Source organism: Citrobacter sp. Cm038, assembly GCF_030333105.1.
GTDB lineage: Bacteria > Pseudomonadota > Gammaproteobacteria > Enterobacterales > Enterobacteriaceae > Citrobacter > Citrobacter murliniae.
Genome location: NZ_JAOWGO010000017.1, coordinates 1 through 14834 on the forward strand (window position 1 = coordinate 1; position 14834 = coordinate 14834).

Here is a 14834-nt window from a genome sequence, read left to right on the forward strand (position 1 = left end):
CGTAGCTCAGCTGGATAGAGTACTCGGCTACGAACCGAGCGGTCGGAGGTTCGAATCCTCCCGGATGCACCATCTTCTCCGAGATAACAGCTAAGCTGTTGTTTCATGGTCTGCGAAATAATCGCGAGCACCAGGGAGGATAGCGTTGCTTCAGCAACGACCCGTAGGGCAAGGCGCAGCCGAGTAATCCTCCCGGATGCACCATCTCTTACTTGAAACCGTTTTTATAGCGATTTCAGTATCAGCAGTAAAATAAGTTCCCTGATGCATCCGTAGCTCAGCTGGATAGAGTACTCGGCTACGAACCGAGCGGTCGGAGGTTCGAATCCTCCCGGATGCACCATCTTCTCCAAAATAACAGCTGGATTGTTGTTTCATGGTCTGCGAGATAGTCGCTAGAACCAGGGAGGATAACGTTGCTTCAGCAACGGCCCGTAGGGCGAACGTCAGTGAGTCATCCTCCCGGATGCACCATCTTCTCCGAGATAACAGCGATTCTGTTGTTTCATCATCTGCAAGATAATCGCAAGTTTCTATTCTCCTCCTTAGTCATTTTCTTTCAATCTGAACAATCCTCAATTCTCCGTCAGCGACAAAATCAATCAATTACGATAAAATAACGTCTGGTCATTCGGCTTGTGAGAAGACGATGTACGAACGTTATGCGGGTTTGATTTTTGATATGGATGGCACCATCCTGGATACTGAACCGACGCACCGTAAAGCGTGGCGTGAAGTATTAGGGCGCTATGGACTACGTTTTGATGAGCAGGCCATGGTTGCACTCAACGGCTCCCCAACATGGCGTATTGCCCAATCGGTTATTGAACTGAATCAGGCCGATCTGGATCCTCATGCACTGGCTCGCGAAAAAACCGATAAAGTTAAAAGCATGCTGCTGGACAGTGTCCAGCCTTTGCCGTTAGTCGATGTGGTGAAAGCCTGGCATGGTCGTCGGCCAATGTCGGTAGGTACCGGGAGCGAAAGTGCGATTGCTGAAGCTCTGCTCGCTCATCTCGGGCTGCGTCACTATTTTGATACTGTCGTTGCTGCAGACCACGTGCAATGCCATAAGCCTGCTCCTGATACGTTCTTACTGTGTGCCGAGCGTATGGGGGTGGAGCCAACTCGCTGCGTAGTATTTGAAGATGCCGATTTTGGACTGCAGGCGGCATACGCAGCCGGAATGGATGCCGTGGATGTCCGGTTATTGTGAGTGATGGACTGTCGCTCCTGTCACTGTTTGCCAGCAGTTTTCTCAGCGCCACGCTATTACCTGGTAATTCTGAAGTTGTTTTAGTGGCTTTGCTGGTCTCTGGGGTAAGTCATCCCTGGGTCTTAGTCTTAACAGCAACAATGGGTAATAGCCTTGGAGGGTTAACTAACGTTATCCTTGGGCGTTTCTTTCCGTTGCGTAAAACATCACGCTGGCAAGAGAAAGCCACTGGCTGGTTGAAGCGCTATGGCGCTGTCACACTATTATTAAGCTGGATGCCAGTTGTGGGTGATTTACTGTGCCTGTTAGCGGGATGGATGCGTATCTCGTGGGGCCCGGTGATGTTTTTTTTATGTCTTGGCAAAGCGCTGCGCTACGTTGTGGTGGCAGCGGTTACGACGCAAGGCATTATGTGGTGGCACTAATTGTGTTGTGGATAGCCTGTAGGGTAACCAATACCATTATGCTAATTAAAACGATTTTGACAGGCGGGAGGTCAATTTGATCCCGGACGTATCACAGGCGCTGGCCTGGCTGGAAAAAAATCCCCAGGCGTTAAAGGGGATTCAACGTGGGCTGGAGCGTGAAACGCTGCGCGTTAATGCTGATGGCTCATTGGCAACGACGGGACATCCTGATGTATTAGGCTCAGCGCTTACGCATAAATGGATAACCACCGATTTTGCCGAAACGCTGCTGGAGTTTATTACTCCTCCTGGCGACGACATTCAGAAAATGCTCACATTCATGCGCGATCTGCATCGCTATACCGCCAGAAACCTTGGCGATGAGCGTATGTGGCCGTTGAGCATGCCTTGTTATATTGCCGAAGGTCAGGATATTGAACTGGCGCAGTACGGTACTTCAAATATTGGTCGTCTGAAAACGCTCTACCGTGAAGGCCTCAAGAACCGTTACGGCGCGTTGATGCAAACGATCTCCGGCGTACATTACAATTTTTCTCTGCCAATGGCATTCTGGCAGGCAAAGTGCGGCGTAACGAGCGATGATGACGCCAAAGAGAAAGTCTCCGCAGGCTACTTCCGTCTGATCCGTAATTACTACCGTTTTGGTTGGGTGATCCCGTATCTGTTTGGTGCCTCTCCGGCAATTTGTTCCTCCTTCTTGCAAGGAAAACCAACGACCCTGCCGTTTGAAAAAACCGACTGTGGTATGTATTACCTGCCATATGCAACGTCTCTGCGCCTGAGTGACCTGGGTTATACCAATAAGTCGCAAAGCAATCTCGGAATTACGTTTAACGATCTGCATGAGTATGTGGCAGGATTGAAGCGCGCGATTAAAACCCCTTCCGAGGAGTACGCGGTGATCGGTCTGGAGAAAGACGGTAAGCGGCTGCAAATCAATAGCAACGTGCTGCAGATTGAAAACGAATTGTATGCACCTATTCGCCCGAAACGCGTTACTCGCAGTGGTGAATCGCCGTCTGATGCGCTTCTGCGCGGCGGCATTGAGTACATTGAAGTGCGTTCGCTGGATATTAACCCATTCTCACCCATTGGCGTGGATGAGCAGCAGGTGCGTTTCCTCGATCTGTTTATGGTTTGGTGCGTACTGGCTGATGCGCCGGAGATGAGTAGCGATGAGCTGTTATGCACTCGTACTAACTGGAACCGTGTGATTCTGGAAGGACGTAAGCCGGGCCTGACGTTAGGCATTGGCTGCGAAACTGCCCAGTTCCCACTGCCTAAAGTGGGCAAAGATCTGTTCCGTGATCTGAAACGCGTAGCACAAACGCTGGACAGCATCCACGGCGGAGAGGAATATCAAAAAGTCTGTGATGAGCTGGTCGCGTGCTTTGACAATCCTGAACTGACATTTTCAGCCCGGATCCTGCGGTCTATGATTGATACAGGCATTGGCGGCACTGGCAAAGCGCTGGGAGAGGCTTACCGTAATCTGCTGCGTGAAGAGCCGCTGGAAATGTTGCAGGAAGAAGAGTTTATTGCTGAAACCGAGGCATCAAAGCGTCGTCAGCAGGAAATTGAAGCGGCCGATACTGAGTCGTTTGACGTGTGGCTGGAAAAGCACGCCTGATACAAAAGAAAAAGGCCACTCGGGAGTGGCCAAAATTTCATCTCTGAAAACAGGGATGATGATAACAAATGCGCGTCTTTCATATACTGAGACTCGCCCCGGAACAAAGAGTTCAGATTATTTTTAAAAAATTTATCGGAGGTGGCTAAATGCCGTTGTTAGATAGTTTTACTGTCGATCATACCCGGATGGAAGCTCCTGCAGTCCGGGTCGCAAAAACGATGAACACCCCGCATGGCGACGCAATCACCGTGTTTGATCTGCGTTTCTGTATTCCAAACAAAGAGGTGATGCCTGAGAAAGGTATCCACACTCTGGAACACCTGTTTGCCGGTTTTATGCGTAACCACCTCAACGGTAATGGTGTCGAGATTATCGATATTTCTCCAATGGGATGTCGTACCGGTTTCTATATGAGTCTGATTGGTACGCCTGACGAGCAGCGCGTGGCTGATGCCTGGAAAGCAGCGATGGCTGATGTGCTGAAAGTGCAGGATCAGAATCAGATCCCGGAACTTAACGTGTACCAGTGCGGTACGTATCAGATGCACTCCCTCAGTGAGGCGCAGGATATTGCACGCCATATTCTTGAGCATGATGTGCGCGTCAACAGCAATGAAGAGCTGGCGTTGCCGAAAGAGAAGCTGCAGGAACTGCATATCTAGTTATCGCGCCGGAGGATGGTGCCTACGCACCTTATCTGGCCCTACAGAATTGTGCTGAGTGCAGGCCCGGTAAGCAACGAACTACCGGGCAATAAAAAAGGGCCCACACGGGCCCTTTTTACGTTCTGTTAGTGCGCACCACCACCACCACCGCCCGCGCCAAATGGCGGTTTGGCAAACCAGACCAGCCCGAGCAGCACCAGGAAAATCCCCGCCGACATCCAGAAGATTTCGTTAGCAGAAATAATCAGGCCCTGGTTAGTAATTTGCTGCGCCAGCCAGCCGGAAGCCTGCTGCTGGGTCATCCCCAGCCCCTGCAACTGGTCATACATAGCCTGTGCGTTGGGGTTGTATGGGTTGACTGACTCCGTCAACTGTGCGTGATGGAGCGATTCACGGTTAGTCCACATTGTCGTTGTAATCGACGTTCCGATAGAACCCGCCAGTGTTCGCGTAAAGTTAGACAAGCTTGATGCCGCCGCCAAACGCTCAGGTGGTAAACCTGACAGCGTGATAGTGGTCAGTGGCATAAAGAAGCAGGCCACGGCGAATCCCTGAATAAACTGCGGCCAGGCAGACGCGCCAAAATCCATACCAGGTTCGAACGTCCATGCACGCCAGTAAAAACAGACGGCGTACATAATAAAGCTGAACGTAACCAGTCGACGCATATCCAGCTTGTGCGCGAAGCGACCAATAATCGGCGACAGGAGCACAGGAATCACCCCAACCGGTGCGGATGCCAGACCCGCCCAGGTCGCAGTATATCCGTAGACTTCCTGCAACAGCTGTGGCAACAGGACGATTGCACCGAAGTAGAGCATATAGGCCAGGCTGATACACAAACAGCCGATGGTAAAGTTTCGCGACTTAAACAAGGAGAGGTCGACAATTGGGTTATCGTCGGTGAGCTCCCAGACAATCAGGAAGCTGATGGCCACTACGGCGACTACCGTCAGGATGATAATCTCCTGCGAGGCAAACCAGTCCAGCTCTTTGCCGCGGTCGAGCATGATCTGCAAACTACCGATACCGATAACCAGCAGTGCCAGACCAATCGCGTCAATGCGCCGCTGTTCGGTACGAGTTTCCCGACCACGCAGGGTTTGCAGCGTCATCAACACCACCACAACGCCGATCGGCACGTTAATGAAGAATATCCAGCCCCAGTGATAGTTGTCGCTGATGTAGCCTCCGAGAATCGGGCCACAAATAGGCGCGACAATCACCGTCATCGACCAAAGTGCCAGGGCGATAGACCGCTTGGCAGGAGGATAGTTATTCAGTAACAGGCTTTGTGACAGTGGAATTAACGGGCCGGCGACAATCCCCTGAATCACACGGAAGAAAATCAGCATGGTCAGGCTGTTGGACATCCCACATGCCCATGACGCAATAACGAAGGCAATGGTAGACCACATGAAGAGTCTGACTTCGCCAAAGCGCTTTGCCAGCCAGCCGGTGATCGGGATGGAGATAGCATTCGCCACACCGAAAGAGGTGATCACCCAGGTCCCCTGGCTCAGCGAAGAGCCCAGGTTCCCGGCGATAGTGGGGATCGCCACGTTCGCAATGGTGGAGTCCAGCACCTGCATGAATGTCGCCAGGGAAAGCGCGATCGTCATGATGACGAGCTGCGCGCCTTCCAGCGGTTTTTGCTGTTGCATCACACGCACCTTTGAATTAACCCGCGTTGGCCCGCACGATCTCTTCGATCATCTTATTGACCGGATCAAGGTTGATTTCACGTGCATTACTTTCAGCTACAGGTGTCGTACGGACCTGGCTTGCCAGAATCTGTCCGTCACGATTTGAGGTATCTACCGTAACCAGCGTAGATAAACCAATACGCAGTGGATGCTGCGCCAGTTGCTGCGCATCCAGCTCGATGCGAACCGGCAGGCGCTGTACCACTTTGATCCAGTTACCGGTCGCGTTTTGTGCAGGTAACAGGGAGAAGGCGCTGCCTGTCCCCATATCCAGGCCGACAACTTTACCAGTGTATTTAACGTCATCGCCGTAAATATCACTGATAACCGTAGCAGGTTGGCCGATACGCATATGGGCTAATTGCGTTTCTTTAAAGTTTGCATCCACCCACAGGTTAGTGGCTGGTACGACCGCCATCAGCGGCGTGGTCGGGCTAATCTGCGCGCCAGGCTGCACGGCACGGCGGGAAACATAACCGGTCATCGGGCTGACGATTTTGGTACGTTCAAGCGCCAACCAGGCATTACGCACTTCGGTGGCTGCCTGTTGTACGGCAGGCTGATCTTCCAGTCGGCTTCCGAGGATCATCGCCTGGTTCGCATTATATTGTTGGATTGCGACATCAAGCTGAGCCTGAGCACTGGCGACGGCATCGCGGGCATGTTGCAGCTCTTCGCGACCAATCAGGTTGGCATTACCCAGTGGAACCCGGCGATTAAAGTCGCTCTGGGCCTGGGCCAGTGCCGTTTTTTGCACTTCAATGCTGGCCTGTAGCTGTTTGCTGTTGATCATCAGCTGATGCGTCTGGCGCACGCTGGAGGCCAACGCAGTTTTGGCTTTTTCAAATGCCTGCTTAGCATCCGTCTGGTCGAGTGTGACCAGCACATCGCCTTGTTTGACATAGTCAGTGTTATCAGCCCAGACTTTCGTCACGCTGCCTGATACCTGAGCCATGATTTGAACCTGGTTCCCTGCCACGTAGGCATCGTCAGTCTCTTCGATATGACGCAGTACTAAAAACCAATAAATCCCATATGCCACGGCAATGATAATAAAGAGCAAGGTCAGAAGGAGCAGCGCACTTTTACGTTTGCCATTCTTATTGACCGGTTGCTGCGGGGTTTGAGTCTCCGCATTTGCGCTCATGTTGTTCTCCACGATCTTATTTTTTTCACATCGGCTGAGCCGACCTGTTTATCAGAAAGGCCAGCAGTATGACGTGCTGGCCTGTCGGTTTTTCATTTATAAATCTGGATTTTTGAGCGAGTCAGCGCATTAGCGCAGCGCTTCTAATACCGTGCCATCTTGTTCCATCTGATCAAGACGGGTCAGAAGCTTACGAGTGATTTGCTCAAGCTGATCTTTTTCGGTGGCGCTGAGAGAGGACCAGAGTTGATGCAGGCAGCTATGCTGAGGCGGTAATACTTCCTGCAAAAATGCATGGCCTTTCTCGGTCAATTGCAGATGCAGACAGCGGCGATCGTTATCGCTTTCGCGACGTTCGATCCAGCCACGTTTTTCTAACTCATCCGCGATGCGGGTGGCGTTAGTCCGCGACGAGCCAAGCGCGCAACTCAGTTCAGAAGGCTGAATACTGTGGTTTTCCTGAGACTCCAGCGTAATCAACGCCATAAACAATGTCTCGTTAATCCCTTGAGCTTTCAGCATTTTATTGCGGTTTTCCAGCAGCTTGCCCTGCATATGCATGCAAAGACGAGTGAGAAGAACTTCCTGATAAGGGAACTCTTCGTAGCGGCTGGCGCGAAATTTTAGCATTTGTTCAATGGGCGTAAACGAACTATCCATTTGGGTATAACCTCATTAATTTCAGCCGATATAGTAACGACAGTGACAAATAAAGTAAATGTATTATTTAATTAAAATGATTATTTTTATCTATAAAACAACCAGCATTTTCCATGCTAATCCATAGCACAGAGCACTCAACAATGTCGGAATGATGATGCTTCGGGTTTTATAGAAACTTGCGCCCAGTACAATAAACCCCACCAGTGTAGGCACAAACCGACGGGCGTCGTGCATCACTTCTGGTGCGGTAGACACCACCAGCAGGGCGCAAATTGATGCAATGCCGATAGTGTCGAGTAGTATGCCTGTCGCGCCGCGTTTAGTCGGGCGAACATTTCCCATCCCCAGACGGAGTGGCAAATAGCGAAAACAGTAATTGACGCCACCGACCAACAGGCCGAGCAGCAGAACCTCATAGCTCATCAGGACCCCCTTGCCAGAATGACTGTATGAGCGCCGTCAGGCATCCGCAGACAATGCCTGCCAGGATCGCGACGGGGATAGAAAACAATATTACCCCCGTCAGCGCTCCGGCTAATGCCGCTGTGACGCATAGCGCCTGTGTACGCTGGAAAGAGGCGAGCAGAAAGCTCATAAACAGAGCCGGGAGCATAAATCCGAGAGCCGCTTCGACCGCCGGAAAGTCCTTCAGTAAACCACTGCCAGAAAATGCGCCAATAATCGTGCCGAATACCCAGGAAATCCATGAGCACAGCGCAATGCCGATCATCCAGTTTTCACTCCAGCGCCGGTTATCCCGTACCAGCTTTGCCGTTGCAGCAGCGAACACTTCATCGGTGAGGCCAAAGGCCCACAGCGCGCTTTTGGGTTTGCTGAGTCGTCGGGCGATACGGCTACGCAGGGAAGGGCCATACAGAACGTGGCGAACATCCATTGCCATCACGGTAAGCGCGGCGACCCACAGTGAGCTTCCTGCGGCGAGCATGGTGGTGATGACAAACTGACTGGCTCCCGCGTAAATAATGCAGGAGAAAAAGAGGCTTTCAACGGGAGTAAATCCCAGGCGAGTTGCATTGAGACCAAATGCAAATGCGACCGGAATATAACTGATGACTATCGGCAGGCTGTCTTTGACCCCTTCCGTTAACGTTGCCGGGCTGGGGTCAGACTGGGGAACAGGGCTTTCCATAGGATTATAGGCTTCATTACCGAAATTAAAATAACCTGGCTCAATGAGTTATAACCTTAGCAGACTGATGAGCTCCTTAACACCCTGAGGAGCTTAATCAGAGATAAACGAGCTGTATCCGCTTAATTTACGGCTTCCTGGCGGTGAAAACCTCGCCACCAGACCAGCAGGTTGAGTACGGCAACGGTCATACCCGCCAGGCAAACGCCAGCCCAGCCGGCATGCTGCCAGGCAGAAGCAGAAATCAGGGAACCTGCCGCTCCGCCAATAAAATAGCTGGTCATGTATCCGGCAGTCAGCCGATTACGCGCATCCGGATGGATGCGATAAATAACCGTCTGGTTGGTGATATGAACACCCTGCACGGTGAGATCCAGCACCAGGATTCCGATAATCAGCATTGGCACTGATGTATGCCCGAACCAGATAGCCAGCCAGGAGAATAACAGTAATAACAGACCGATGGTGGTCGTGAGATGTGATTTACCCTTATCGGCAAATCCCCCAGCAGGGCGAGCGCCTAACGCACCGGCAGCACCAGCCAGACCAAACAGACCGATCATGCCTTCTGAATAGTTAAATGGCGGCGCGGCGAGCAAAAAGGCCATTGATGTCCAGAGAATACTGAAGTTGGCAAAGGTCAGGCAGCCCAACATCGCACGGGTACGCAGCAGCTTGTCGTGGATAAACAGGCTGAAGACGGAACCTAACAGTTGCGGATAGTTGAGATGGGTTTCAGATTTCATCTTCGGCAGGCCGCGCCACAGCGCGATAGCCATCAGCGCCATCAGTACCGACGCCACCCAAAACACAGTGCGCCAGCCGCCCAGATTGGCCAGTAATCCGGCGACGGTACGCGCCAGCAGAATGCCCAGCAACAGACCACTCATAATTGTGCCAACGACTTTGCCGCGCTTGTCCGGCGTGGCGAGCGTTGCCGCCAGCGGAACCAGAATTTGTGCCACCACGGAAAAGAGTCCGGTCAGCGCCGTACCGAGGATCAGCATTGTCAATGACTGACTGCTGGCGGTAATTAACATGCCGCCAGCCGCTAATAGCGTCATGGAGACAATGAGCATCCGACGTTCAAACATATCGCCAAGCGGCACCAGAAACAGCAGGCCTGCAGCATAACCAAGCTGCGCGGCGGTGACGATAAAGCCCGCAGTACTGGCCGACAACGAAAAGTTACGCGCAATGGTGTCGAGTAGCGGTTGCGCGTAGTAGTTACTGGCGACGGCCAGACCGGTTGCGATGGACATTAAAAGGATCAGCGACGGGCTAAGTCCATGAGTGGTTTTAGTCATTGTTTTCAACTGAATAATGGGTTTCAGAAAACAATCATAACGGAAGCAGCTACATGTTGCAGATTTGTTAGGTGATAGATTGTGCGGTTATGGGGAAGGGAGAGAAGTGCGCTGGTTACCAGGCCGGATGGTGGCGTCGCGCCGCCATCCGGCATAAAGGGGAATTACTTCTGCGCGGCCAGCGCTTCTTTCACCCAACCGTCAAACTGCTGCTGGTGGGCTTTAATCCAACCATCAACGTGGCCCTGTACGTCTGATTCAGAAGATTTACCGTCATGCATCATCGCGTTCTGCGCGTTGATATCTGCCAGCGGCAGTTTCATCAGCGCGAACAGTTTTGCCGCCGCCGGGTTTTTTTCGGCCCACGCCTTGTTAGCAACGATATGCATAGTGTTTACCGGGAAGCCGTAGTTAGCGCCGTTTGGCAGTTTGGTATCAATATCTTTCTGCTCACCCGGAAGGGAAGAGAACGGTACCTGCAACCAGACCACATCTTTGCCCGGCTTCATTACGTCGCTCACCCAGTACGGTGTCCAGGTGTAGTAGAGGATCGGTTTGCCTTCCTTAAAGCGGGTAATGGTATCGGCCATCATCGCCGCGTAGTTACCGTGACTGACATCGACCGTTTTTTCCAGATCGAATGCTTTGTTCTGGTGGTTGATAACGGCTTCACAGCCCCAGCCTGGTGAACAGCCCATCATGTCGGCTTTACCGTCGCCATTGGTATCAAAAATTTTGGCAATCTTCGGATCTTTCAGTTGGGCGATATTGGTGATTTTGTACTGCTCAGCGGTTTTCTTGTCGATTAGATACCCCTGCGCCGCACCTGTTACGAATACCCCCTCGCGATAAAACTTTTTATTTCCGCCTGCTGCGGCATACATATCATCATGCAGCGGCTGCCAGTTCACGGCGGTAAAAGTCGCATCGCCAGAGGCAATGGAGGTGTAGCCGACGTTGTAGTCAACTTCACTCGCTTTGTTGACGGTATACCCCAGTTTTTCCAGCGCGCGGCTGACCAGTTGCGTCTGGAAGGACTCTTCAGAGATGGTGCTCTGGATAGGTTGTACAGTGATGCCTTTGCCCGGCAGGTCGGCAGCGAAAGCGCTGGTAGAGACAAGGGTGGCAAACGTTGTGGCAAGGATTATATTCTGTCGCATCGTTGTTCCTTATTACACTTCATCTTTCAAGCTGACTCTTTGTTGGCTGCACTTATGTACTCGTCACATACTGTTTGTACGCTTCCGGGATACATTCGTTTGCTGCCGCGGTGCAACTTAAATGATTTTGTGCAAAGTTTATGAGTTTCAGGCCCGGCGAGCGCAATGCCACCGGGCAATGGGTGAATTACTTAATGAAAGGACGGGTGAAAAGCCCGACAGGTCCGGTGGTGTACCAGCGACGGTTACCGCGGCTACGCGAGTCGCGACCGACAGCCTGTGTCAGACGATCCAGAATAATGGCGAGGATAACAATCCCGACCCCACCGACTGTAGCCAGTCCCATATCCAGACGACCGATACCACGCAGGACCATCTGACCAAGCCCACCGACCGCTATCATCGAAGCGATAACGACCATGGAAAGGGCGAGCATCAGTGTCTGATTAACCCCCGCCATGATGGTCGGCATCGCCAGCGGCAGCTGTACTTTAAACAGCATCTGACGCGGGCTGGCACCAAATGAGCGCGAGGCCTCAATCAGATCGGCTGGCACCTGGTTAATCCCCAGAATGGTCAGACGTACGATTGGCGGCAGGGCGAAGATAATCGTCACGACTACCCCCGGTACGTTGCCGATACCGAACAGCATAACAATCGGCACCAGATAGACGAACGCAGGCGTGGTTTGCATTGCATCCAGCAGGGGACGAACAATTTTTGCCGCTCGGGGACTACGCGCCAGCCATATTCCCATTGGCAGGCCGATCACCACGCAAAACAGCAGCGCGGTCAGTACCAGTGCCAGGGTTATCATCGCCTGCGACCATGCGCCAATTGCGCCAATAGCAATCAATGAGATTAAGGTGGCAACACCCATCCCGACGCCGGAAATCTGCCATGCGATCAGTGCAAAAAGAACAATCGCTACAGGTGCAGGCATACCCAGCAGCAACTGCTGGAAGCCATTAAGGATGTAATCTACCGGAACACGAATCCCCTGGAAGACAGGACGGAAATGGGTTACTACCCAGTCAATCCCTTCGGTAACCCAGCTATCCAGCGGGATCAGCGTTTTATGGAAGGGATCCATAATGTTGAAATGTTCAGGCGCTGGTGCGGGTGCGCTGGTCAGCCAGTCTGCGCTGCCTCCGTCGGCTGGCGCACCAGACGGCGTACTCCAGGCATCAGCGGATTGTGCGGCGCTATCGGCCGCTGGTGTGGTATCCCACGGATTCGTTTGATCAGCCATTGTTTGCCCCCTCGCGATCTAAAGCCTGTAACAGCATGCGTTTTGAAATAATGCCCACATACTGCTGTTCCTCATCGACAACCGGTACGGCGCATGGCGCCTGACCAACATGAGAAAGCAACTCGCTCAGAGGGGTTTGTGCATCTACAGCTAACGGTTCATCAATTAAAGCTGCTTCAATACCTTGTGACTGGCTTAAGGCTGCTTTTAATGAGTCGATGGAGACGACGCCAATGAATTTATTACCGCGTTCAATTACGTAACCATATTCACGATCTTTATCCTGCAATAATTGCAGGGCCGATCGTGGACCTACGCCTGGTGTTTTACGAATTAAGCCCTCAGGGCTACGGCGTGAAATATCTTTCGCGCTGAATACCTGGCTTATATCAACACCACGGAAGAAAGTGCGCACATAATCATTTGCCGGATTATTCAGGATCTCATCCGGTGTACCGACCTGTACCACCTCGCCATTTTGCATAATGGCAATTCTGTCGCCAATGCGCATAGCTTCATCAAGATCATGGGAAATAAAGACCACGGTACGCTGATGTTTCGCCTGCAGTTTTACCAGTTCATCCTGCATCTCAGTTCGAATTAACGGATCGAGCGCTGAGAAAGCTTCATCCATTAATAAGATGTCAGGGTTAATGGCTAATGCACGGGCAAGGCCAACACGCTGGCGCATACCACCGGAAAGCTCATCCGGATAACCGTGAGCGTAATTCTCTAATCCGACCTGGCGTAGCGCATCCAGCGCTTTTTCACGACGAGCATCTGCGGCAATACCGGCTAATTCCATACCGAATGCTGTATTGTCCAGTACCGTCATGTGCGGCATCAATGCAAAGGACTGGAAAACCATCGCAATCTTTTTTCTGCGCACCTCGCGAAGCTCGGCATCTGATATTTTGGCAATATCTACGCCATCAATCAGTACCTGTCCGCGGGTGGGTTCAATCAGGCGATTGAGAAGGCGTACCATTGTGGATTTACCCGAGCCGGATAATCCCATGATGACAAATATCTCGCCTTCTTCAATGGCCAGACTGGCGTCTTTAACGCCAAGCGATAGCCCTGTTTTATCCAGAATTTGCTCTTTTGAAAGTCCTTTTTCAATATATTTGAACGCTCTCTGTGGATGCTCGCCAAATATCTTATAGAGGTTTTTAACTTCTAATTTAATTGCCATGCAATAGAATGATTCCTGTTATTTGTTTATATCGATATATTACCTGATGGAAATAGTTACCTTTTTCTACCCTAACATACTGAGAATCTGAGACAACCCTGAATTTGTTAATGGCATGAATATTGCCGAAGGCCAGGAGGCGGGATTTCCCATGATATAAGGGCTGAGCGCTGATAACAGCAAGATGATATTTTTTGTAAGGAACACCGAAAAGACGTCTGAATTGTTGAAATGCAGACGAATAATGTGACTGAGATTGAGTGTAGATCACATATGCATAATTGTGTGATGCAGTTAAAATATTATTGCGGAAAACAGTCGGATATTCTCCGCAATAATGTGTGTTAAAAGTTCCAGTCGTCGTCTTCGGTTTCGACGGCTTTTCCCATTACATAGGACGACCCCGAACCGGAGAAGAAATCGTGGTTTTCGTCGGCATTAGGTGACAGTGCGGCGAGGATCGCCGGATTTACATCCGCCATTTCAGCCGGGAATAACGCCTCATAGCCCAGGTTCATTAACGCTTTATTGGCGTTGTAACAAAGGAATGCTTTGACGTCCTCCACCCAACCCGTTTCTGCGTAGAGCTCTTCCGTATAGCGTGCTTCGTTATCGTACAACTCCATTAACAGATCGAGCGCAAAATTCTTCAGTTCTTCGCGTGCCGATTCTGTAATGGCCTCCAGACCTTTTTGATACTTATAACCGATGTAATAACCATGTACCGCTTCGTCACGAATAATCAGACGGATTAAATCAGCAGTATTGGTCAGCTTGCCACGGCTGGAGAAATACATTGGTAACCAGAAACCGGAATAGAACAGGAAAGATTCCAGAAATACGCTGGCAATTTTCTTCTTCAGCGGATCATGGCTGGCGTAATGTTCAAGAATGATTTGTGCTTTGCGCTGGAGAGGGGCGTTTTCCTCACTCCAGGCATAGGCTGCATCCACATCCTGGGTCTGGCATAAAGTGGAGAAAATAGAGCTGTATGACCGGGCGTGTACCGCCTCCATAAAGCTGATATTCGACAACACGGCTTCTTCATGCGGGGTTAGTGCATCCTGCATTAACGTTGGCGCACCCGCAATATTCTGAATGGTGTCGAGTAGCGTCAGCCCGGTAAATACGCGAATAGTCAGTTGCTGCTCGGCCGCATTCAGCGTCTGCCAGGCAGGGATATCATTCGACAGCGGGACTTTTTCCGGCAGCCAGAAGTTACTGGTCAGGCGGTTCCATACCTCGAGATCTTTATCATCCTGGATCTTATTCCAGTTGATGGCACTTATGCGATTTAATCTCATCCTGCTCT

14 protein-coding genes and 1 tRNA gene are annotated in these 14834 nt (G+C 51.3%); 5 read left to right on the top strand and 10 right to left on the bottom strand.

What is annotated here, in order from left to right; all coding sequences use genetic code 11:
• The first annotated feature begins 266 nt into the window (after positions 1-266).
• The 5 genes from OGY01_RS08025 (at position 267) to luxS (ending at position 3939) form a co-directional block, all read left to right on the top strand.
• Positions 267-343, top strand: a tRNA-Arg gene (locus OGY01_RS08025).
• 306 nt (positions 344-649) lie between these two features.
• On the top strand, positions 650-1216 hold the full coding sequence (gene yqaB / locus OGY01_RS08030) for a fructose-1-phosphate/6-phosphogluconate phosphatase (RefSeq protein WP_048220699.1): 567 nt from the start codon (positions 650-652) through the stop codon (positions 1214-1216).
• A complete protein-coding gene (locus OGY01_RS08035; protein ID WP_045446605.1) occupies positions 1213-1641 on the top strand; it encodes a YqaA family protein in 429 nt (142 codons plus the stop codon). The genes yqaB and OGY01_RS08035 overlap by 4 nt, the downstream gene beginning before the upstream one ends.
• A gap of 76 nt (positions 1642-1717) precedes the next feature.
• On the top strand, positions 1718-3274 hold the full coding sequence (gshA, locus tag OGY01_RS08040; protein WP_286492846.1) for a glutamate--cysteine ligase: 1557 nt from the start codon (positions 1718-1720) through the stop codon (positions 3272-3274).
• Positions 3275-3423: 149 nt separating this feature from the next.
• Positions 3424-3939 carry an S-ribosylhomocysteine lyase gene (gene luxS / locus OGY01_RS08045; protein ID WP_016154160.1) on the top strand — a complete coding sequence of 172 codons (516 nt, stop codon included), beginning with the start codon at positions 3424-3426 and terminating at the stop codon, positions 3937-3939.
• 128 nt (positions 3940-4067) lie between these two features.
• On the opposite strand, the gene emrB is transcribed toward luxS, so the two are convergent.
• From emrB to nrdF, 10 genes are all read right to left on the bottom strand, one after another.
• The gene (gene emrB, locus OGY01_RS08050) at positions 4068-5606 is read right to left on the bottom strand and encodes a multidrug efflux MFS transporter permease subunit EmrB (RefSeq protein ID WP_045446599.1); all 1539 of its coding nucleotides are present in this window, start codon (positions 5604-5606) and stop codon (positions 4068-4070) included.
• A gap of 16 nt (positions 5607-5622) precedes the next feature.
• On the bottom strand, positions 5623-6795 hold the full coding sequence (emrA, locus tag OGY01_RS08055; RefSeq protein ID WP_045446596.1) for a multidrug efflux MFS transporter periplasmic adaptor subunit EmrA: 1173 nt from the start codon (positions 6793-6795) through the stop codon (positions 5623-5625).
• A 129-nt stretch (positions 6796-6924) separates the two neighbouring features.
• Positions 6925-7455: a transcriptional repressor MprA gene (mprA, locus tag OGY01_RS08060; RefSeq protein ID WP_045446593.1), complete on the bottom strand. Its 531-nt coding sequence runs from the start codon at positions 7453-7455 to the stop codon at positions 6925-6927.
• Between the two features lie 90 nt (positions 7456-7545).
• Positions 7546-7881 (bottom strand): L-valine transporter subunit YgaH, encoded by a 336-nt coding sequence (ygaH, locus tag OGY01_RS08065; protein ID WP_045446590.1) that lies wholly within the window; start codon positions 7879-7881, stop codon positions 7546-7548.
• Positions 7871-8608: an AzlC family ABC transporter permease gene (locus OGY01_RS08070; protein WP_200012347.1), complete on the bottom strand. Its 738-nt coding sequence runs from the start codon at positions 8606-8608 to the stop codon at positions 7871-7873. Before OGY01_RS08070 ends, ygaH begins: the two co-directional genes overlap by 11 nt.
• Positions 8609-8730: 122 nt before the next feature.
• Entirely contained in the window at positions 8731-9915 is a 1185-nt protein-coding gene (locus tag OGY01_RS08075; protein ID WP_045446584.1) for an MFS transporter, read from the bottom strand.
• Between the two features lie 164 nt (positions 9916-10079).
• Entirely contained in the window at positions 10080-11075 is a 996-nt protein-coding gene (gene proX, locus OGY01_RS08080; RefSeq protein WP_045446581.1) for a glycine betaine/L-proline ABC transporter substrate-binding protein ProX, read from the bottom strand.
• 187 nt (positions 11076-11262) lie between these two features.
• The gene (gene proW, locus OGY01_RS08085) at positions 11263-12327 is read right to left on the bottom strand and encodes a glycine betaine/L-proline ABC transporter permease ProW (protein ID WP_045446578.1); all 1065 of its coding nucleotides are present in this window, start codon (positions 12325-12327) and stop codon (positions 11263-11265) included.
• On the bottom strand, positions 12320-13522 hold the full coding sequence (gene proV / locus OGY01_RS08090; protein ID WP_045446575.1) for a glycine betaine/L-proline ABC transporter ATP-binding protein ProV: 1203 nt from the start codon (positions 13520-13522) through the stop codon (positions 12320-12322). Before proV ends, proW begins: the two co-directional genes overlap by 8 nt.
• Positions 13523-13866: 344 nt before the next feature.
• Positions 13867-14826, bottom strand: a complete 960-nt coding sequence (gene nrdF, locus OGY01_RS08095) for a class 1b ribonucleoside-diphosphate reductase subunit beta (RefSeq protein ID WP_225761558.1) — start codon at positions 14824-14826, stop codon at positions 13867-13869.
• Positions 14827-14834: the final 8 nt, after the last annotated feature.

Coding starts and splice junctions, on each gene's coding strand:
- proX (WP_045446581.1), bottom strand. CDS start 11,075: ATGCGACAGAATATAATCCTTGCCACAACGTTTGCCACCCTTGTCTCT.
- nrdF (WP_225761558.1), bottom strand. CDS start 14,826: ATGAGATTAAATCGCATAAGTGCCATCAACTGGAATAAGATCCAGGAT.
- proV (WP_045446575.1), bottom strand. CDS start 13,522: ATGGCAATTAAATTAGAAGTTAAAAACCTCTATAAGATATTTGGCGAG.
- emrA (WP_045446596.1), bottom strand. CDS start 6,795: ATGAGCGCAAATGCGGAGACTCAAACCCCGCAGCAACCGGTCAATAAG.
- yqaB (WP_048220699.1), top strand. CDS start 650: ATGTACGAACGTTATGCGGGTTTGATTTTTGATATGGATGGCACCATC.
- OGY01_RS08075 (WP_045446584.1), bottom strand. CDS start 9,915: ATGACTAAAACCACTCATGGACTTAGCCCGTCGCTGATCCTTTTAATG.
- OGY01_RS08070 (WP_200012347.1), bottom strand. CDS start 8,608: ATGGAAAGCCCTGTTCCCCAGTCTGACCCCAGCCCGGCAACGTTAACG.
- luxS (WP_016154160.1), top strand. CDS start 3,424: ATGCCGTTGTTAGATAGTTTTACTGTCGATCATACCCGGATGGAAGCT.
- mprA (WP_045446593.1), bottom strand. CDS start 7,455: ATGGATAGTTCGTTTACGCCCATTGAACAAATGCTAAAATTTCGCGCC.
- ygaH (WP_045446590.1), bottom strand. CDS start 7,881: ATGAGCTATGAGGTTCTGCTGCTCGGCCTGTTGGTCGGTGGCGTCAAT.
- emrB (WP_045446599.1), bottom strand. CDS start 5,606: ATGCAACAGCAAAAACCGCTGGAAGGCGCGCAGCTCGTCATCATGACG.
- proW (WP_045446578.1), bottom strand. CDS start 12,327: ATGGCTGATCAAACGAATCCGTGGGATACCACACCAGCGGCCGATAGC.